The organism is Pseudomonas sp. NPDC047961 (genome assembly GCF_050272435.1).
In the GTDB taxonomy this organism is placed as follows: Bacteria; Pseudomonadota; Gammaproteobacteria; order Pseudomonadales; family Pseudomonadaceae; genus Stutzerimonas.
Genome location: NZ_JBNNMD010000001.1, coordinates 911794 through 930999, shown reverse-complemented (window position 1 = coordinate 930999; position 19206 = coordinate 911794). Strand labels below are relative to the sequence as shown.

The following is a 19206-nucleotide window of genomic DNA, read 5'->3' as shown; positions in this document are numbered from 1 at the left end:
TGCATGACGCAAGTCACGGTGAAAGAACTGGCCCAGGTGGTCGACACACCGGTCGAGCGACTGCTACAGCAGATGCGTGAGGCAGGACTGTCGCACACCAGCGCCGAGCAAGTAGTGACCGATAACGAAAAGCAAGCCCTGTTGGCGCACCTCAAGAGCAGCCATGGGGCTAAAGTGGCCGAGCCAAGCAAGATCACCTTGCAGCGCAAAACCACGACCAAGTTGAAAGTGAGTAACAGCAAGACCATCAGCGTTGAAGTGCGCAAGAAGAAAACCTTCGTCAAGCGCAGCCCTGATGAGATCGAAGCTGAGAAGCAGCGCGAGCTCGAAGAGCAGCGCGCCGCCGAGGAAGCTGCTCGTCAAAAGGCGGCAGAAGAAGCACGGCAGCGGGCCGAGGAAGAAGCGCGCCGTCAGGCTGAGTCTTCCAAGACTGAAACGCCAGCCGCCGCCTCTCCCGAGCCTGTTGCAGCTGTCGCGCCTGAGTCCGTACCGGTTACGCCTACTGCTCCTGTTGAGGATCGCAAGAAGGATGAGCCACGTCGTCCGGACAAGGCCCGTAGTGAAGACGACGAACGTCGTGATCGCAAGCAGGCTCAACATCGTCCTTCGTTGAAAGCAAAGGCGCCGCTGTCGCGTACTGCGCGTAGTGGCGAAGACGACGCTGACGGCTTCCGTCGCGGTGGGCGTGGCAAATCGAAGCTGAAGAAGCGCAACGCGCATGGCTTCCAGAGCCCGACCGGTCCGGTCATTCGTGAAGTTGCCATTGGTGAAACCATCACTGTTGGCGATTTGGCGCAGCAGATGTCGGTCAAGGCCGCGGAAGTCATCAAGTTCATGTTCAAGATGGGTACCCCGGTGACCATCAACCAGGTGCTTGATCAGGAAACCGCACAGCTCATCGCAGAAGAGCTCGGCCACAAGGTCAAGCTGGTCAGCGACAACGCGCTTGAAGAGCAGCTGGCTGAGCTGTTGAAGTTCGAAGGTGAGGCGATTACACGTGCTCCGGTTGTGACCGTTATGGGTCACGTCGACCACGGTAAGACGTCGCTGCTCGACTACATTCGTCGCGCCAAGGTGGCTGCTGGCGAAGCGGGCGGTATCACGCAGCACATCGGCGCCTACCATGTGGAAACGGATCGCGGCATGGTCACCTTCCTCGACACCCCTGGCCACGCCGCGTTTACCGCGATGCGTGCTCGTGGTGCACAAGCGACCGATATCGTGATCCTTGTGGTAGCAGCCGATGACGGCGTGATGCCGCAGACCATCGAGGCGATCCAGCATGCTAAGGCTGCTGGTGTTCCGCTGGTGGTTGCGGTGAACAAGATCGACAAGCCTGGCGCCGATCTCGATCGGATTCGTAGCGAGTTGTCTGTTCACGAAGTAACGTCGGAAGAATGGGGCGGTGATACGCCGTTCGTGTCGGTATCCGCGAAGATGGGTACTGGCGTGGATGACCTGCTCGAGGCGGTGCTGCTGCAGGCCGAGATCCTCGAACTCACCGCTACCCCGTCGGCTCCAGGTCGTGGTGTTGTGGTCGAGTCGCGTTTGGATAAAGGCCGCGGCCCGGTTGCTACCGTTCTGGTTCAGGACGGTACGCTACGCCAAGGCGATATGGTGCTTGTCGGGTCGAACTACGGCCGTATCCGCGCCATGCTCGATGAGAACGGCAAATCGATCAAGGAAGCAGGACCTTCGATTCCGGTCGAGATTCTTGGCCTCGACGGTACACCGGACGCAGGTGACGAACTCAGCGTGCTCGCTGACGAGAAGAAGGCGCGTGAAGTGGCCTTGTTCCGTCAGGGCAAGTTCCGCGAAGTGAAGCTGGCCCGTGCGCATGCCGGTAAGCTGGAAAACATCTTCGAGAACATGGGTCAGGAAGAGAAGAAGACGCTTAACATCGTCCTCAAGTCCGATGTTCGTGGATCGTTGGAAGCGCTGCAAGGTTCGCTTAGCGGCCTGGGTAACGACGAGGTGCAGGTTCGTGTCATCGGTGGCGGCGTCGGTGGTATCACCGAGAGCGACGCCAACCTGGCGCTGGCATCCAACGCTGTTCTGTTTGGCTTCAACGTGCGTGCCGACGCCGGTGCGCGCAAGATCGTTGAACAGGAAGGTCTGGATCTGCGTTACTACAACGTTATCTACGACATCATAGAAGACGTCAAAAAGGCCCTGACCGGCATGCTGGGCAGCGATGTTCGCGAGAACATTCTCGGTATTGCAGAGGTTCGGGACGTGTTCCGCTCACCGAAGTTTGGTGCCGTGGCTGGTTGCATGGTCATCGAAGGCATGGTGCACCGCAATCGTCCGATCCGCGTCCTGCGCGACGATGTGGTCATCTTCGAAGGCGAGCTGGAATCCCTGCGTCGCTTCAAGGACGACGTTGCGGAAGTGCGTGCCGGCATGGAGTGCGGTATCGCGGTGAAGAGTTACAACGACGTCAAAGCTGGCGACAAGATCGAAGTGTTCGAGAAAGTCGAAGTGGCGCGTTCGCTCTAACAGCAGCTGTTAGGCAAATCGGCGGCAAGCTTTCAGGAGAGATCCGGGAAGCTTGCCGTTTGCCTTTGCAGCACGACGTTTTTTTAGGTTAGCAGCTTGCTGCTCAAGGCAGATTTTATGGCCAAAGAATTCAGCCGTACCCAGCGTATTGGCGATCAAATGCAGCGCGAGTTGGCGCAGCTCATCCAGCGTGAAGTTAAGGATCCCCGTCTGGGTCTGATAACCATCACGGCAGTCGAGGTCAGCCGTGACCTGTCCCATGCCAAGATTTTCATTACGGTCATGGGCAAGGATGACGATGAAGATGCGGTCAAGGGCAATCTCCGGATTCTCAACGATGCCAGCGGTTTCCTGCGAATGCAGCTGGGCAAGGCGATGAAGCTTCGGACCGTGCCGCAGTTGCATTTCAACTATGACGCCAGCGTGCGTCGTGGCGTCGAATTGACGTCGCTCATCGAGCGAGCGGTAGCGGAAGACCGCAAGCACAGCGACGATCTTGGAGAGTAAGGTTTGGCCCAGGTAAAACGCATCCGCCGCGCGGTCAGCGGCATCATTCTTCTCGACAAACCCCGCGGCTTCACATCGAACGCCGCGCTGCAGAAAGTTCGCTGGTTGCTCAACGCCGAGAAGGCCGGGCATACCGGTAGTCTGGACCCGCTGGCGACCGGTGTTCTGCCACTGTGTTTCGGGGAAGCTACCAAGTTCTCTCAATATTTGCTGGATGCTGATAAGGGCTACGAGACCGTCGCCCAACTTGGTGTGACTACTACCACGGCCGATGCCGAAGGTGAGGTGATCGAGCGTAAGCCGGTCGCCGTCAGCCAAGCGCAGCTAGAGGCGCTTTTGCCACAGTTTCGCGGTGATCTGCAGCAAGTGCCGCCGATGTATTCGGCACTCAAACGCGATGGCCAGCCGCTGTACAAGCTGGCGCGAGCTGGAGAGGTAGTGGAGCGCGAGCCGCGTTCTGTTACCATTGCGCGCTTGGATTTGTTGTCGCTTGAAGATGACCGTGCGCGATTGGCGGTTGCCTGTAGCAAAGGCACCTATATCCGGACGTTGGTCGAGGATATCGGGCATGCGCTGGGTTGTGGTGCGCACGTCGCCGAACTGCGTAGAACTCAAGCGGGGCCGTTCGATCTCAGCCAGACGGTCAGTCTTGAAGAGCTGGAACGACTGCACGCAGAAGGGGGCGCTGAGGCGGTTGATGCCTATCTGAAACCGGTGGACAGCGGGCTTGAACATTGGCCTCTACTGCAACTTTCAGAGCACAGCGCGTTTTATTGGTTGCATGGGCAGCCAGTACGTGCCCCGGAAGCGCCGAAGTTCGGCATGCTGCGAGTGCAGGATCATAACGGTCGCTTCATCGGTATCGGTGAGGTGAGCGAAGATGGGCGTATTGCGCCGCGTCGACTGATTCGGTCGGAATGACCGATACGCAGCTTACCTTTAAGGTGTGCAGCGTTACGAGGATGGCTGTTGGCAGGCACGGTCACACCTCTTTTAAAACACGGGACATATCCCGGCCTGTTCATAGAAGGAGCCCATCATGGCACTTAGCGTTGAAGAAAAAGCTCAGATCGTTAGCGAGTACCAGCAAGCTGAAGGTGATACCGGTTCGCCGGAAGTGCAGGTTGCCCTGCTGACCACCAACATCAACAAGCTGCAAGGTCACTTCAAAGCCAACGGTAAAGATCACCACTCGCGTCGTGGTCTGATTCGTATGGTTAACCAGCGCCGCAAGCTGCTGGATTACCTGAAGGGCAAGGACACCACTCGTTACAGCACCCTGATCGGTCGTCTGGGTCTGCGTCGCTAAGCGATGTTGGTGCGAAGCTGAATGCCAAAGCTGGAAGTAGGGCTCGCCCTGCTTCCAGCTTTTGCCTTTCAGAGGTACACCTCTGGACAGCGTTCGGGTCGATACCCTGCACTGCCCAAGAATTCGAATAAAGCGCTTCGCGCGTGGCATGGCCCGCGAGGCGTGAGTTAAGTTTCCCCCAAGGCAACATAGAGAAGGAACCACCGTGAACCCGGTAATCAAGAAATTTCAATTCGGTCAATCGACCGTAACTCTCGAGACTGGCCGTATCGCCCGTCAAGCCAGCGGCGCCGTACTGGTCACCGTTGATGACGACGTGACCGTGCTGGTTGCCGTCACTGGCGCTAAAACTGCAGACCCGAGCAAGGGCTTTTTCCCGCTCTCGGTTCACTATCAGGAAAAGACCTACGCAGCCGGCAAGATTCCAGGCGGTTTCTTCAAGCGTGAAGCGCGTCCTTCCGAAAAGGAAACCTTGACCTCGCGCCTGATCGACCGTCCGATCCGTCCTCTGTTCCCGGAAGGCTTCCAGAACGAAGTCCAGGTGATCTGTACTGTCGTTTCGACCAGCAAGAAGACTGATCCGGACATCGCTGCGATGATCGGTACTTCGGCTGCGCTGGCGATTTCCGGCATCCCGTTCAACGGTCCGATCGGTGCTGCTCGCGTTGCCTTCCACCCGGAAACCGGCTACCTGCTGAACCCGACTTACGAGCAGCTCAAGGCCTCGAGCCTTGACATGGTCGTTGCCGGTACCAAAGATGCCGTACTGATGGTCGAGTCGGAAGCCAAAGAGCTAACCGAAGACCAGATGCTGGGCGCGGTACTCTTCGCTCACGACGAGTTCCAGGCCGTAGTGCAGGCCGTTACCGAGTTGGCAGCCGAAGCGGGCAAGCCGACCTGGGATTGGCAGCCAAAGGCTGAAAATACTCAGCTGCTCAATGCCATTCGCAGCGAATTCGGCGAGGCGATCTCGCAGGCGTACACCATCACCATCAAGCAGGACCGCTACGCGCGCCTGGGTGAGCTGAAAGATCAGGTAGTTGCCAAGTTCTCCGGTGAAGAAGGCCAGCCGACAGCTGGCGAAGTCAAAGAAGCCTTCGGCGAAATCGAGTACCGCACCGTTCGCGAGAACATCGTCAACGGTAAGCCGCGCATCGATGGTCGCGACACCCGCACTGTTCGTGGTCTGAACATTGAGGTCGGTGTACTCGACAAGACCCACGGCTCGGCGCTGTTCACCCGTGGTGAAACCCAGGCTCTGGTCGTTGCCACCCTCGGCACTGCCCGTGATGCGCAGCTGCTCGACACCCTGGAAGGCGAGAAGAAAGATCCCTTCATGCTGCACTACAACTTCCCGCCTTACTCGGTGGGCGAGTGTGGCCGCATGGGCGCTACCGGTCGCCGCGAAATCGGTCACGGCCGTCTGGCTCGCCGTTCGGTTGCTGCAATGCTGCCGAGCGCTGATGAGTTTCCCTACACCATTCGCGTGGTGTCGGAAATCACCGAGTCGAACGGCTCCAGCTCTATGGCTTCGGTCTGCGGTGCTTCGCTCGCGCTGATGGATGCCGGCGTGCCGATGAAAGCGCCGGTAGCCGGTATTGCCATGGGTCTGGTCAAGGAAGGCGAAAAGTTCGCGGTTCTGACCGACATCCTGGGTGACGAAGATCACCTGGGTGACATGGACTTCAAGGTGGCCGGTACCTCCAAGGGCGTGACCGCGCTGCAGATGGATATCAAGATCCAGGGCATTACCGAAGAGATCATGGAGATCGCGCTGGGTCAGGCGCTTGAAGCGCGTCTAAACATTCTCGGCCAGATGAATCAGGTCATCGGTCAGTCGCGTACAGAGCTGTCGGCCAACGCGCCGACCATGATTGCGATGAAGATCGACCAAGACAAGATCCGCGACGTTATCGGCAAGGGTGGCGCGACCATTCGCAGCATCTGCGAAGAGACCAAAGCCTCGATCGATATCGAAGATGACGGCTCGATCAAGATCTTCGGTGAGACCAAGGAAGCTGCAGAAGCCGCCAAGCAGCGGGTTCTGGGTATCACCGCTGAGGCTGAGATCGGCAAGATCTATGTCGGCAAGGTTGAGCGCATCGTCGACTTCGGCGCCTTCGTCAACATCCTCCCAGGCAAGGATGGTCTGGTGCATATCTCGATGCTGAGCGATCAGCGCGTCGAGAAGGTTACCGACGTGCTCAAGGAAGGCCAGGAAGTGAAGGTCCTGGTGTTGGACGTCGACAACCGCGGCCGTATCAAACTGTCGATCAAGGATGTGGCTGCTGCCGAAGCATCAGGCGCATAAAGCATCCCAGTGACAAGAAGAGCCCCTCGGGGCTCTTTTTTTTGCGGCGGCGAAATGCTGGTCAAAACGTTGCGCGCGTTGAGCGCATTGCAGTCTGCACGCTTCGCTTGATCGAAACATGCAGAGTGCTAGTGGCAGAGCGGCACTACTAAGCTTTATGTCATTGAATCTTAGGAATATTTATAAATCCTTAGCTTGGCACGTCGCTTGCGATCTATTAGGTGAATCTGCGGAGACATACCGCAGTTACTATGAGAAAACAGGAGTGCCACTCATGAACAAGATCCAGACCTCTATTACTGCTGCCACCATTGCGACTGCCTTGAGCTTGCCGCTGGCAGGGGCTGCGTTCGCCGACACCACGCCTGCATTTGACGAGGCCCAACCAATGATGTTGGCTGCCAGTGACACCATGGACGCCGCTGAGCACACCGCAGACGAAGCGGGCGAGGCGATGTCTGACACTTGGATCACCACCAAAGTTAAATCTGCTCTGCTTGCTGGCGACTCGACTCCAGGCATGGAGATTGAAGTCGAAACCAACAACGGCGTGGTTTCACTGTCCGGTACTGTGGCTACCGAAGCACAGCGTGAGATGGCCATCGACAAGGCCAAGACGATCGAAGGCGTCAAAGACGTTTCTGCAGATGGTCTAAAAGCGGTCGACTAACGGGTCAGGTAACACTGGAACCCGCTGCTTGCAGCGGGTTTTTTTTGTTGCCGGTCAGCCTCGTTCGCTATCGATGTTGCTGAGGCGGTTACCCTCGAAGCGCAGAAAATGGTACATGCCATTAGTGGGGCCATAGGTCCACTCTTCAATTTGCACCTCCTGACGAAAACCGTATTCGTCGACCAGCTCCTTATACCCGGTCAGTGCACGGCTAGTGGGCTCACCGCACTTGGCTTGTACTTCGGCTGTCGAGGCTCGCAGGCTTACCAGGTTGCTTCCGCAACGAAAGGTCGAGGAGGCCTGCGCATGTAGCGTACAGAACGTGATGGTAAGCGCAGCCAGTACGGCACTTTTTTGCATGGTGACTCCCTGATCAATTAGCTCGGCTGGTTTCGATCCGTACCAGTCGGTTTCCCTCGAATGTGAGGATGTTGAATACCCCATTGTCGGGGCCGTATACCCATTCCTCGCGCATCATTTCCCGGCGTTGGTTTGGGCCCAGTGTGTAGCCCACCAGATCACGCTGAACAGGTTGGCCACATTTACGCTCGACCTCAAAGGTGCGGTCGCCTGTGTTGATCAAGTTGCTTCCACAGCGGAGGGTGTCTGCGCCGGCTATTGAACTCGCCAAGCTGGCCACGAACAGGAGGACCATCTTCCAACGACGCCCGATTGTTCTCATTCCGCCTCCAAATGCAGCACCGTTGGGACTCCACCGTCCTGGACAGTCTGGGTGATGCTGGTATCGAGCAGGTACACCCTGTCCGCAGCCAGCCCTGCGTTGTCTACCAGATAGTCCTTGATGCTGGCGGCCCGTGCACGGCTCAGGCGCCGCAGGAGTGCCGTGCTGGTTTCACGGCTGCTTAGAATCGCTTGCCGAAGCTGCCGCGTGCGGGCTTCAGCATCGAGACTTTGCCACTCGGCGGGTGGTTGTTGCTGCAGGCGGCTGCGATAGATTCCTTCCAACATGGCGGCTCTTTCTTCTTCACCGATTTCGAGCATGGATGGATCGGCGGGAACGGTATCACCACGTCGCTGCAAAACTTTATACCAGGTCTGCTGATATTCACGCTCGAGCCATTGTTCGGCGAGCAGCGCGCCGTCAACTGCCGGAGCACTCATGCCTTCGACCTCCAGGCGGAGTACGGGGCGCTCTTTCAGTGCGCTGGCCAGCGCGTCGAGCTTGCTGCGCGCTCTGCTGTCCAGTTCGCTGCTGCCGGGCAGGAACAGAATCTGGCTAAGATCCGCCTGTTCACGACCGACGAGTCCTCCAAGGAATTTGAAGGGTGACTTGGCTGCCCGTACTACCAGATTGCGTAACGTCTGCCAGATGATGGGCACCACGTCGAACTGTGGATTCTTGAGATCTCCCTGTACGGGAATCTTCAGCGCAATGGTGCCGCTACTGTCTTTCAATAGTGCCACCGCAAGGCGCACCGGCAAATCTACGGCCTGCTCGCTGTCGACTTTCTCGCCCAGCTGCAGCTCTTCCAGCACCACTTCGTTTTCAGCATTCAGCTGCCCTTGCTGGATACGGTAATGCAAATCCAGGTTGAGCCGTCCCTTACGAATACGATAGCCCGCGAACTTGGCGGAATAGGGCGAGAGCGTGGTCAGCTCGACCTGCCTGAAGCGGGTGGTGATGTCGAGGCTCTGGAGCGGCTCGAAAGGCGTCAGGCTGCCCTCGATGCTCACGGGTGCGTAACGATCAACTTTGCCCTCTATATCAACGCTGGCAGCGTTGTGCTGACGATTATCGAGGGTGCCGATGCTACCGCCGAGATCTTGGATAGCAGTGATGAAGGGCGGGCGCAGACTGAGGTCGGAGAAGTTGGCTGAGCCGTCAGCTATCTGAATACCGCCAATCCTCAACGCGAAGGGCACGTTTGGCTCCTCTGGGGAGGCGGGTGCTTCGGAGGGTGGAGCCTCTTGGTTGGGCGAAGCTGAGGGCTTGTCTACCAGCAGGTCATTGATGTTGGTCGTCAGGTCCGGGTTGATAATGAAGCGTGCATAGGGCTGGTTCAGGTCGATCTTTTCGATCTGCAGCGCGTTCGGATAGCTATAGTCCAGACCGCTGACCTGCAACGACTGCCATTTCATCAAGTCACGGTCCTGGATGGTGTCGAGCGTATGAAGCTGGGTAATCTCGGCGGAACCGCCTATGTGAAATGCTAGCGGCTCGACGCCCGTCAGCTCGACCGCAAGCTGGCTCGCCAGCTGTCCGCTGCGTAACTCCAGGTGAACGAACGGCGACAAATAGGGCTGCGCCAAGCGCAAGTCGATGCCTGTCAGCGTGACGTCGAAGCTCCCCTGCATTGGCGTCAATGTCAGCTGGCCCTCGGCAAGTAGCGAACCTTGTTTACCGACCTCGGTGGTCAGCTTGAGCTCCATCGGAGCTGTGCCGCGGCTGTCGAAGTTACGCACGTCCAGATCGAGGGGCCCGAGTTCCAGTTCGACGTTTGGCTCAGGAACGTTATCCGCCAAGTGCAGCTGATAGTTACGCAGTTCAGCGTCACGTAGAACGATCCGCCAAGGCTGATCAGATGTATCACCTTCCTGCGTTGGCTTAGGCTCGTCCTGCGTCGGTTGCTCCTCTGTGTCGGTTGGCTGCGGTTGCGGTTGCGGTTCTGGCTTGCTGGCAAGCAAGCGCTGCCAATTGAGTTGGCCGTCAGGCTCACGAATCAGCCAGCTCTCCAGTGCCTGGCTGCGCAGCTGGCCAAGGGTGAGTTGTCGTTTCGGCAAATCCAACGAAGCTTGGGCGATCTCTGCCTGTTCCAAACGGAGTAATGGCTGGCCATGGAGGCTATCGATACTCAGCGATGCCAGCGTAGCGCTCGCGTCGCTCAATTGAAGTGAAGTGCCCTTGCTGAGGTCGAGCTGGTACTCGGTCTTTAGGCTCAGCTGCCCTTCGTTAAGGGCGAGCGGTGCCATGTCGCGGACATAGGGCCAGAAGGTTTTCAGTGCCAACCCATTTATTTCAAGCTGGCCGGTGGACGTGACGGGGGAGAGGTTGAGCTGACCTTTCCATTTGATGCGTGATCCGTCCGGGCCTCTGGCAACTAGGACGGCATCAGCGGCGTCGTCTGAGCGGGTCGCAAAGTTAAGGAGCTCAAACTCCAGCGAGTCGAGCAGGAAGTCGATCGGCTCCTGGGTTCGCTGATCAGCGAAATGCACCCGTCCGCCGGCCAGTTGCAGGCGATCGATGCGCAGGGCCAGGGGCTCTTTATCCTCTGCGGGCGTATCTTCATTGCTGGGCAGCTCGAACAGCTCGGCCAGGTTCAGCTTGCCGTCAATGTCAAACAGGACTTCGGCGTTCGGCCCGATGAGCTCGATATCCGAAAAGTGCAGGGAGCGGCTCCACAGGCTGTCCCAATCGAGGTCAACGAATAACCGCTCGAAAGCCAGTTGCTCGGCATCCGGCTCGCCCAAGTGCAGGTTGTGGAGTCTCAAGTTCAAGGTGAACGGATTGAACTCGATCCGCTCAAGGCGAGCCGGTACCGTCGCGTATTTTGCCAGCTGTTGGTTGACGACACGCTCCGCCACTCCGGGCAGGATCAGAAAACCGAGCAGGCAATAGACGATCAGGGCGGTCATCACGCCGATGAGCGCGCGCTTCATTCCGTTGGGCATGCGGATCTACTTTCCAGGCGATGAACTGCCTTGGAGTATGGCATGGCACGCGGGTTCCTCCTGCGCGCGCGGGCGCGCGTTACCTCACAACTGGAGCATCAGCACCTTGAGCGGCGGCTTGCCGTCCGTTGACGGGAAGTCGGCGGCCGGTGGCAGTACTTGGCAGTCCTGAACCGGCCGACCAGCCTTGGTTGCGCAGCGCAGGACTTGATCGCGCCATTCGTCGAGATCGACCTTTGCCAGGTTGTTGCAGCAGATGAGGACGCCGTTCTCGGCGGTCGCGAGTAGGGCGGGTTTGAGCAGGCTTTGGTAGTCGCGCAGCAGGTCGACGGTTCCGAACGCGCTCTTCGACCAGGCGGGAGGATCGAGCAAAACCAGATCGAACTGCTTCGGTGACAGGCGCGGGTAGTCTGGCAGTGGACGGCCGCGTCGCTGCGGGATCGGCATGTCGGCGAGCTGACGGATCGCGGGAAAGTAATCCGACTGAATGAACTGCATCGGGGCCAGCTCAGGATTCAGCGCGCCGTTCTCGCGGCCCACCGCGAGGTTGCTTTCGGCGAAATCCAGATTGCAAACCTCACGAGCACCACCAGCGGCAGCGCAAAGACCGACCCCGCAGGTGTAGGCGAAGAGGTTAAGCACAGACTTGCCGGCACTGTTGGCCTTGACCCAGCCGCGCACATTGCGCAAGTCCAGAAACAGCAGCGGGTCCTGGCCGCTATGGCGTGCACGGACGCGGTAGTTCAGGCCCCACTCGTGACCGATCACGTCTTCTAGTGCCGAAGGTGCTGCGCGATATACCGGATCGCTGCGGTCGATACGCGAGTTGCCTTGGGAGCGATCGTTGTAGACGAGTGCCAAGGGCAGGCCGAGCTCGGTGCATATCTGCTCATGCAGGGTCAGCAGGGCGTCACGTTCAAGCGGCTGATGGAAGCTCTGTACCAGTAGCAGCGGGCCGTAACGGTCGATGGTGAGCCCTGGTGAGCCCTCCTGACTGCCATGGAACAACCGATAGCAGTCGGTGGCCTGGTGGTGCAGTTCGGAGAGCAGTGCTTCGCGATTGTGGTAGGCGGCGCGCAGCGCCTGTTCGAGAGAGCGCATGCGCGGCGACTCGGGAAAGAGGGCCGCGCAGTTTATCGGAAATCGCCGATAATGGGCCGGCGGGCTGCCTGTCGGTCAGCGTTCGATTGCCAGCGCGACGCCCTGACCGCCACCGATGCAGAGCGTTGCCAGTCCTTTATGGACATCGCGGCGAATCATCTCATGCAGCAGGGTTACCAGGATGCGGCAGCCCGACGCGCCAATCGGGTGGCCGATGGCAATAGCGCCGCCGTTGACGTTGACCTTCTGTTGATCCCAACCCAGCTCTTGGCCGACCGATAGCGCTTGTGCCGCAAAGGCTTCGTTGGCTTCGATCAGGTCCAGCTCATCGAGCGTCCAGCCGGCCTTTTCCAGGCAGCGGCGCGTGGCCGATACCGGGCCGATGCCCATGATCGCAGGATCGACGCCAGCGTTGGCATAGCTGGCGATGCGAGCCAGCACTGTTAGGCCAAGCGTCTTGGCCTTCTCGGCGCTCATCAGCAACACGGCTGCGGCACCGTCGTTGAGGCTGGAGGCGTTACCGGCCGTTACGCTGCCATCCTTCTTGAAGGCTGGTTTGAGTTTGGCCAGGCTCTCTGCCGTGGTGCCCGCCCGTGGCTGCTCGTCCGTATCGAAAACCAGCGGTTCGCCCTTGCGCTGCGGAATCTCGATCGGGGTAATTTCGTCGCGCAGACGCCCGGCTTCGATGGCGGCAATTGCCTTTTGCTGTGAGGAGGCAGCGAATGCATCTTGCGCTTCGCGCGTGACGCCGTACTTTTCCACCAGATTTTCGGCGGTGATGCCCATGTGGTAGTCGTTGAACGCGTCCCAAAGGCCGTCCTGAATCATGCTGTCGATCAGCTTTCCGTGACCCATGCGCAAGCCCGTGCGTGCGGCGGGCATGACGTACGGCGCCAGGCTCATGTTTTCCATGCCGCCGGCAATCACCACTTCGGCATCGCCACAGCGAATCGCCTGTGCCGCCAGGTGCAGCGCTTTGAGGCCGGAGCCGCAAACCTTGTTCAGGGTCATCGCCGGTACTGCATGGGGCAGCCCTGCGTTCATGGCCGCCTGTCTCGCCGGGTTCTGCCCCGCGCCAGCAGTCAGAACCTGGCCGAGGATGACTTCATCGACCTCGGCGGCATCGATTCCGGTCTGCTTAAGAAGTTGGCGAATCACCGCGGCGCCCAGGTCGACGGCAGGGATGTTGGCCAGCGCGCCCTGAAAGCTGCCGACAGCAGTGCGAGTGGCGGCGACGATGACGACGTCTTGCATGATCTTGAACCTCAAGAAGGTGCGGGCTCCCGCGGGGCGCTCATGTTGGCACAGGCCTGAAGGCGGCTCCAGGTGCGGAACCTGCCGGTCACGCTAGCGTATGGGCAGGTCCATGCGGCGCCGTGCCCGGTGCACCGAGCCGCTGCGTACGGCCCAGCGCAGCACCGGGGCGGTTCGCCTTACTGCTATCCGAATCAGTTGCCGTTCGCGGTCGGACTGGCTGAGATCGAGCATATCGCTGGCCCAGTCCGGCAACAGGTCGATGCCGGCGCGCATCATCAGGGCACCGAACGGCTTGGCGAGGCGACTCGGAGCGGGCGCTTCGAACAGGATGCGTACGATCTCCCGAGAGCGCTCATCACAGCGCAGTTCTGGCCGGATAGCCGCGAAATAGTCCTCTATCTGCTGCCGCGAGCGCGGCACCTTGCGTGCGCCGAGCGCTTCGGCGATACGTGCGACCTCGGCGTAGTAGCGGTCCTGTTCCTGACCTGGCAACGCCGGGTTGAGGTAACGCAGGTGCGCCTTGAGAAAGCTCCTGACTTCGGCGACATGCACCCAGGTCAGCAGGTCCGGGTCGTACGCGGCGTACGGGCGGCCGTCGGGTGCGTGGCCGGTAACCTTCAGGTGAATGGCTCGGACCCGTTCAATCAACCGCTGCGCATCGGCCTGGCTACCAAAGGTGGTCGCCGAGATGAACTGGCCGGTGCGACGCAGTCGGCCGAGCAGATCGTCGCGGAAATTCGAGTGATCCCAGACGCCGGCGAGCGCAAGCGGATGCAGGGCTTGGAGCAGCAGTGCGGAAATGCCGCCGATTAGCATCGAGGTAAAGTCGCCGTGCACGCGCCAGCAGACCGAATCCGGGCCGAACAGACCGGGGTCGCCTGGTGGGTTTTCGTAGTCGACACCGCCGATGGCCAGCCCGGTGAGGCTGAGCACCTGCGATTCGATATGACGGCGGATCATTTCCAAAAGGGCGACATCTGGCTGGGCTGGGAAGTCGAATCTTACTCGATGTCCAGGCGTTACCCAGGCCCAGTCGATCAGCGTGGTGCCGAAGGCGTATCTGTGAAGCAGCGGAGGAAGGAGCACCGGACAGCGGTCAAGCGCTGTCCGGTGTTGCACATCGATCAGCCGCGATGGCGGCCGCGGAAGAAGTCGATCAACCCCTGGGTCGAGGCGTCTTCGGCGGGTTGCGCATCGAAGCTGGTCATCTGGCCGTAGACGGCTTTGCCCAGGTCCTTGCCGAGCTCCACGCCCCACTGGTCGAAGGAGTTGATTCCCCAGATCACGCCCTGGACGAACACCTTGTGTTCATAGAGCGCGATCAGCGCACCAAGGCGGCCGGGGCTGATGGTTTCCATCACCACGGTATTGCTTGGCCGATTACCCGGAATGACCTTGTGCGGCGCCAGGCGCTCGACTTCGGCTTCGCTCATGCCTTTTGCTCGCAGCTCCGCTTCGGCCTCTTCGCGCGTCTTGCCGCGCATTAGCGCCTGGCTCTGTGACAGGCAGTTGGCGTACAGCCACTCATGGTGATCGGCAACCGGATTGTGACTGACCACTGGCACGATGAAATCTGCCGGAATCAGCGGCGTGCCTTGGTGCAGCAGCTGGTGGTAAGCGTGCTGGCCGTTGGCGCCGACGCCGCCCCAAATCACCGGTCCGGTGGTGCAGGACACTGGGGTGCCGTCCTGACGCACGCTCTTGCCGTTGGATTCCATGTCCATCTGCTGCAGGTGTTTGACGAAGTTGCGCAGATAGTGGTCATAGGGCAGGAAGGCGTAGCTCTGCGCGTCCCAGAAGTTGTGATACCAGATGCCCAACATCGCCAGCAGAATCGGCATGTTGCTTTCGAACGGCTCGTTGAGGAAGTGCTGGTCCATGCTGTACGCGCCGGAGAGCAAGTCCTTGAAGTTGGACATGCCGATGGCCAGTGCGATCGGCAGACCGATGGCCGACCATAGCGAGTAGCGGCCGCCAACCCAGTCCCACATAGGGAAGATATTCTTCTCGCGGATACCGAACTCAACGGCGGCTTTCTTGTTGCTTGTGACAGCGATGAAATGCCGGTAGAGCTTTTCTTCGGTGCCGCCTTTGCCTAGGTACCAAGTGCGTGCAGCTTGGGCGTTCTTCAGCGTTTCGAGGGTGCCGAAGGTCTTGCTGGAAATGATGAACAGCGTCGTCTCAACGTTCAGTTTGGCGGTCACCTCGCGGAACTCGCTACCGTCGATGTTCGCCAGGTAATGAGTGCGCACGCCGTGCTGAGTAAAGGGCAGGAGCGCTTCGGAGACCAGCTGTGGACCGAGGAAGGATCCGCCGATGCCGATGTTGACCACGTCGGTGATGGTCTTGTCGCTGAAGCCGCGCCAAAGGTTGTTATGAATACGGGTGACGATGTCAGTCATCTGCGCCAGGGCAGCATGCACATCACGCATGATGTTCTGCCCGTCGACCATCACCGATTCGCCCATGGGGCGTCGCAACGCGGTGTGCAGTACCGGACGATTCTCTGAGCCGTTGATTCGCTCGCCTTCGAACATGGCGCGAGCCGCTTGCTCGACGCCAGCCTCGCGGGCCAGGTTCACCAGCAGAGTGCGAGTCTCGGGGGTGATCAGGTTCTTCGAATAATCGAGAAACAGGCCGCAACAGGATACCGACAGGTCATCGAAGCGCGTCGGATCGGCCTTGAATGCCTCGCGCATGCTGAAGTTTTGCATGGTCAGGCGGTGTTCTTCCAAAGCCTTCCAGGATGGCAGGCCGGTGGCATCGAGAGGGTGCTGGTAGTAACTCATGGTTGTGCGGCTTCCTTTGCTTTGGCGGACTGTCTGCGGCTCTGCGATTCGTTCGGACAGTCATTCGATCATGCTGGCACGCTGGCATTCGTCCTGAATGTGACAGGCGCGTTCCGCTGCGGCTGGACCGCAACGGCGGCGGCGCATCCTGCACCGTCGAGACTGGTCTGACTGGCAAAAACGCGCGGCGTTCCGAAGCGTTGCGCACAGGGTACGGATAGCGGCCAGAACAGGGCGACCATTGCAGATTTCCGCCGCCAGGGGAAACCCTTTGCACACAAAAAAAGCCCGCGTCACGCTTGGCGATGCGGGCTTTCGAACAACCGATGGTGAATCAGGCGACCTGAACTGGAATCGCGTTGCTGGTGTGACTGAGATCCCCATCAGCGCCCATATACAGAACGTGTGGTTTGAAGCTAGCCAGTTCAGCTTCGCTGTAGTGGGCGTAGGCACAGATAATCACCCGATGACCAACGCCAGCCTTGTGTGCGGCGGCGCCGTTGACGGAAATGATCTTCGAGCCTTCTTCGCCACGGATGGCATAGGTCGTGAAGCGCTCGCCGTTGTCGACGTTGTAGATCTGGATCTGCTCGTATTCGCGGATGCCGGCGAGGTCCAGCCAGTCACCGTCGATGGCGCAGGAGCCTTCGTAATCCAGCACCGAATGGGTCACCTGGGCGCGGTGCAGTTTAGCCTTGAGCATGATGGCGTGCATGGCGGGGTCCTCCGGAGGCGCAAGCGGCGCAGAGTGTGCCCGAACCCTCAGGTCGGTTCAAGACCGAGGGCCGAGCTGGGTTATGCCGATGATCGGCCGTTATCAGTCCACTGGCGGAGCGATGTCGACCAGCAGGTTATCCAGCAACCGAGTCTTGCCCAGGAACGCTGCGGCGAGGATCACAACTTCGTGGCTGTCTGGCTTGACCGGTTGCAGGTCCGGGGCGTTGCGGATCTCCAAGTAGTCGGGCCGCAAGCCGGCAGCTTGCAGTGCCTGATGGCCGGATGCGAGCAGGGCGGGGTAGTCCCGTTCTCCGTTGCGCAGGGCGTCCGCCAGCTGTTGCAGCGTACGGTGAAGTACGGGCGCGGTTGCGCGCTCGTCGGCGCTGAGGTAACCGTTGCGCGAAGACAGTGCGAGGCCGTCGTCAGCCCGCACGATGGGTTCGCCAATGATCTGCACGGGCATGTTCAGGTCGCGGACCATGGTGCGGATAACCGCCAGTTGCTGGAAATCCTTCTGGCCAAAGACCGCAAGGTCCGGCAGCACCATGTTAAACAGCTTGCTCACCACGGTCGAAACGCCGTCGAAGTGCCCTGGGCGGCTGCCGCCACAGAGTCCCTCGGACACGCCCGGTACCCGAACGATGGTCTGCAGTGCCTGGCCGTGCGGGTACATTTCCTCGACGCTGGGCGCGAACAGCAAGTGGCAGCCGGCCTCGAACAGCTTGTCCTGGTCGGCCGCGAGCGTACGTGGATAGCTGGCGAGGTCTTCGTTGGGGCCGAACTGCAGCGGATTGACGAAGATGCTGGCAACCACGAAGTCGGCACGCTGGCCGGCCTTCTTGACCAGTGCGATATGGCCGGCATGCAGGTTGCCCATGGTCGGCACGAAGCCGATGCGCTTGCCTTCGCCCCGCGCGCGGGCCACCGCGGCGCGCAGATCAGCAACGGTTTTCACCACATTCATGCGGAGAACCCATGTTCGGCTGCAGGAAACTCAACGGACTTGACCGCCTGGACGTACGCGGCAATGGCCGTCGGTATATCGCCATGCTCACGCATGAAGTTCTTGACGAACTTTGGCGCTCGGCCGGTCAGCGACAGGCCGAGCATGTCGTGTAGAACCAGTACCTGGCCGTCCGTGTCGCTGCCCGCACCGATACCGATCACCGGAACCGTAACCGCCCGTGTGATCCTCGCAGCCAGCGCGCTTGGGACACATTCGAGCAGCAGCATGGCCGCGCCAGCATCCTCAAGCGCCTTGGCGTCGGCAATCATCTGTTGTGCCTGCGCTTCTTCGCGCCCCTGCACCTTGTACCCCCCAAAGATGTTGACCGCCTGCGGGGTGAGGCCCATGTGCGCGCAAACCGGGATCCCGCGCTCGGCCAGCAGGCGAATGGACTCCGCCAGCCAGGCTGCGCCTTCGACCTTGACCATGTGGGCGCCGGCCTTCATCAAGGTCGATGAGTTGTTCAGCGTTTGCTCGACGGTCGCGTTGGCCATGAACGGCAGATCAGCGACGATCATGGCGCCGCGGTTGCCGCGTTTGACACAGGCCGTGTGGTACGCCATCTCGTCAACTGAAACCGGCAGCGTGCTGTCGTGACCTTGCAGGACCATGCCCAGGGAGTCGCCGATCAGCAGCATCTCGACACCAGCTTCGCAGGCTGTCTTGGCGAAGGTTGCGTCATAGCAGGTCAGCATGACGATCTTCTCGCCTTTCTGCTTGAGGCCTTGCAGGGTGGTCAGGGTTACGTCTGGCATGAAAGCCGTCCTCCTAAAGCCTCTCGGGGATCACGTTGCAGGCGGAGCGTCAGGGTTGCCCCGTTTCGATGCGTGCCGGCAGAGGGCGCTTATAGTCCTGATGGCGGCGAGCTAAGTCAATCGCGAGTGTTACCCGCACGTTACATCTGTTACCCACTGGTTACAGCGGGTCGCCGAGCCGCTCGAGGCCTTCAAATGGGCAGGCAGCGAGTAACTCAGCAAGCGTGCGGCCATCGGCGAGCTTGAGTTCGGCGGGAGCAATCTCGGCCAGCGGGTAGAGCACAAAGGCCCGCGCATGCATGTGGTAGTGCGGAACCGTCAGGCGGGGCTCGCTGATCAGCCGATTACCGAACAGCAGAATATCGAGATCCAGTGTGCGAGGGCCCCAGCGTTCGGCTTTACGTTCGCGCCCTTGAGCGAGCTCGATCGCTTGCAGCGCATCAAGCAGAGCAAGCGGTGACAGCGAGGTATCCAGCGCCGCCACGGCATTGTTGTATCGGGGCTGGTCAGCAGGGCCGAGCGGGTCGCTGAGATAAAGCGAGGAGACGGCTGCCAACTGCGAGTCGCGAATGCATGTCAAAGCATCCAGGGCTCCGCGCAGCTGCCGACGCGGCTCGGCCAGATTGCTGCCGAGGCCGATGTACACACGTTCCAT

At 59.9% G+C, this 19206-nt stretch carries 17 protein-coding genes; 6 read left to right on the top strand and 11 right to left on the bottom strand.

The features are described 5' to 3' along the window. Window positions 1-3 precede the first annotated feature (3 nt). The 6 genes from infB (at window position 4) to ACQKIK_RS04375 (ending at window position 7296) form a co-directional block, all read left to right on the top strand. Entirely contained in the window at window positions 4-2499 is a 2496-nt protein-coding gene (infB, locus tag ACQKIK_RS04400) for a translation initiation factor IF-2 (RefSeq protein ID WP_045429692.1), read from the top strand. 117 nt (window positions 2500-2616) lie between these two features. Further along, a complete protein-coding gene (gene rbfA / locus ACQKIK_RS04395) occupies window positions 2617-3006 on the top strand; it encodes a 30S ribosome-binding factor RbfA (protein ID WP_019342081.1) in 390 nt (129 codons plus the stop codon). Between the two features lie 3 nt (window positions 3007-3009). After that, entirely contained in the window at window positions 3010-3927 is a 918-nt protein-coding gene (gene truB, locus ACQKIK_RS04390; RefSeq protein WP_241530349.1) for a tRNA pseudouridine(55) synthase TruB, read from the top strand. A gap of 118 nt (window positions 3928-4045) precedes the next feature. Then, complete coding sequence (gene rpsO, locus ACQKIK_RS04385; RefSeq protein WP_045429687.1) at window positions 4046-4315, top strand: 30S ribosomal protein S15; 270 nt, start codon at window positions 4046-4048, stop codon at window positions 4313-4315. Window positions 4316-4520: 205 nt separating this feature from the next. Beyond that, on the top strand, window positions 4521-6626 hold the full coding sequence (gene pnp / locus ACQKIK_RS04380; protein WP_046162828.1) for a polyribonucleotide nucleotidyltransferase: 2106 nt from the start codon (window positions 4521-4523) through the stop codon (window positions 6624-6626). A 274-nt stretch (window positions 6627-6900) separates the two neighbouring features. Then, window positions 6901-7296 carry a BON domain-containing protein gene (locus ACQKIK_RS04375; RefSeq protein ID WP_045429681.1) on the top strand — a complete coding sequence of 132 codons (396 nt, stop codon included), beginning with the start codon at window positions 6901-6903 and terminating at the stop codon, window positions 7294-7296. A gap of 54 nt (window positions 7297-7350) precedes the next feature. On the opposite strand, the gene ACQKIK_RS04370 is transcribed toward ACQKIK_RS04375, so the two are convergent. The 11 genes from ACQKIK_RS04370 to folK form a co-directional block, all read right to left on the bottom strand. Continuing rightward, window positions 7351-7656 (bottom strand): DUF2845 domain-containing protein, encoded by a 306-nt coding sequence (locus ACQKIK_RS04370; RefSeq protein WP_127838542.1) that lies wholly within the window; start codon window positions 7654-7656, stop codon window positions 7351-7353. A 13-nt stretch (window positions 7657-7669) separates the two neighbouring features. Further along, window positions 7670-7951 (bottom strand): DUF2845 domain-containing protein, encoded by a 282-nt coding sequence (locus ACQKIK_RS04365; RefSeq protein WP_241531110.1) that lies wholly within the window; start codon window positions 7949-7951, stop codon window positions 7670-7672. A 23-nt stretch (window positions 7952-7974) separates the two neighbouring features. Next, window positions 7975-10926 (bottom strand): DUF748 domain-containing protein, encoded by a 2952-nt coding sequence (locus tag ACQKIK_RS04360; RefSeq protein ID WP_241530350.1) that lies wholly within the window; start codon window positions 10924-10926, stop codon window positions 7975-7977. An 84-nt stretch (window positions 10927-11010) separates the two neighbouring features. Further along, complete coding sequence (locus ACQKIK_RS04355; protein ID WP_241530351.1) at window positions 11011-12027, bottom strand: class I SAM-dependent rRNA methyltransferase; 1017 nt, start codon at window positions 12025-12027, stop codon at window positions 11011-11013. Window positions 12028-12102: 75 nt separating this feature from the next. Further along, window positions 12103-13281 carry an acetyl-CoA C-acetyltransferase gene (locus tag ACQKIK_RS04350; RefSeq protein WP_241530352.1) on the bottom strand — a complete coding sequence of 393 codons (1179 nt, stop codon included), beginning with the start codon at window positions 13279-13281 and terminating at the stop codon, window positions 12103-12105. A gap of 93 nt (window positions 13282-13374) precedes the next feature. Next, window positions 13375-14250: an oxygenase MpaB family protein gene (locus tag ACQKIK_RS04345; protein ID WP_241530353.1), complete on the bottom strand. Its 876-nt coding sequence runs from the start codon at window positions 14248-14250 to the stop codon at window positions 13375-13377. A gap of 158 nt (window positions 14251-14408) precedes the next feature. Further along, window positions 14409-16073 carry a glucose-6-phosphate isomerase gene (gene pgi / locus ACQKIK_RS04340; RefSeq protein WP_046162821.1) on the bottom strand — a complete coding sequence of 555 codons (1665 nt, stop codon included), beginning with the start codon at window positions 16071-16073 and terminating at the stop codon, window positions 14409-14411. Window positions 16074-16407: 334 nt separating this feature from the next. After that, window positions 16408-16788 (bottom strand): aspartate 1-decarboxylase, encoded by a 381-nt coding sequence (panD, locus tag ACQKIK_RS04335; protein ID WP_019342093.1) that lies wholly within the window; start codon window positions 16786-16788, stop codon window positions 16408-16410. A 102-nt stretch (window positions 16789-16890) separates the two neighbouring features. Further along, window positions 16891-17754: a pantoate--beta-alanine ligase gene (gene panC / locus ACQKIK_RS04330; protein ID WP_241530354.1), complete on the bottom strand. Its 864-nt coding sequence runs from the start codon at window positions 17752-17754 to the stop codon at window positions 16891-16893. Next, on the bottom strand, window positions 17751-18551 hold the full coding sequence (panB, locus tag ACQKIK_RS04325; protein ID WP_241530355.1) for a 3-methyl-2-oxobutanoate hydroxymethyltransferase: 801 nt from the start codon (window positions 18549-18551) through the stop codon (window positions 17751-17753). Before panB ends, panC begins: the two co-directional genes overlap by 4 nt. 160 nt (window positions 18552-18711) lie before the next feature. Continuing rightward, window positions 18712-19206, bottom strand: a complete 495-nt coding sequence (gene folK / locus ACQKIK_RS04320) for a 2-amino-4-hydroxy-6-hydroxymethyldihydropteridine diphosphokinase (protein WP_499134880.1) — start codon at window positions 19204-19206, stop codon at window positions 18712-18714.

Coding starts and splice junctions, on each gene's coding strand:
- infB (WP_045429692.1), top strand. CDS start 4: ATGACGCAAGTCACGGTGAAAGAACTGGCCCAGGTGGTCGACACACCG.
- rbfA (WP_019342081.1), top strand. CDS start 2,617: ATGGCCAAAGAATTCAGCCGTACCCAGCGTATTGGCGATCAAATGCAG.
- rpsO (WP_045429687.1), top strand. CDS start 4,046: ATGGCACTTAGCGTTGAAGAAAAAGCTCAGATCGTTAGCGAGTACCAG.
- ACQKIK_RS04375 (WP_045429681.1), top strand. CDS start 6,901: ATGAACAAGATCCAGACCTCTATTACTGCTGCCACCATTGCGACTGCC.
- ACQKIK_RS04370 (WP_127838542.1), bottom strand. CDS start 7,656: ATGCAAAAAAGTGCCGTACTGGCTGCGCTTACCATCACGTTCTGTACG.
- ACQKIK_RS04365 (WP_241531110.1), bottom strand. CDS start 7,951: ATGGTCCTCCTGTTCGTGGCCAGCTTGGCGAGTTCAATAGCCGGCGCA.
- ACQKIK_RS04360 (WP_241530350.1), bottom strand. CDS start 10,926: ATGCCCAACGGAATGAAGCGCGCGCTCATCGGCGTGATGACCGCCCTG.
- ACQKIK_RS04355 (WP_241530351.1), bottom strand. CDS start 12,027: ATGCGCTCTCTCGAACAGGCGCTGCGCGCCGCCTACCACAATCGCGAA.
- ACQKIK_RS04350 (WP_241530352.1), bottom strand. CDS start 13,281: ATGCAAGACGTCGTCATCGTCGCCGCCACTCGCACTGCTGTCGGCAGC.
- pgi (WP_046162821.1), bottom strand. CDS start 16,073: ATGAGTTACTACCAGCACCCTCTCGATGCCACCGGCCTGCCATCCTGG.
- panD (WP_019342093.1), bottom strand. CDS start 16,788: ATGCACGCCATCATGCTCAAGGCTAAACTGCACCGCGCCCAGGTGACC.
- panC (WP_241530354.1), bottom strand. CDS start 17,754: ATGAATGTGGTGAAAACCGTTGCTGATCTGCGCGCCGCGGTGGCCCGC.
- panB (WP_241530355.1), bottom strand. CDS start 18,551: ATGCCAGACGTAACCCTGACCACCCTGCAAGGCCTCAAGCAGAAAGGC.
- folK (WP_499134880.1), bottom strand. CDS start 19,206: ATGGAACGTGTGTACATCGGCCTCGGCAGCAATCTGGCCGAGCCGCGT.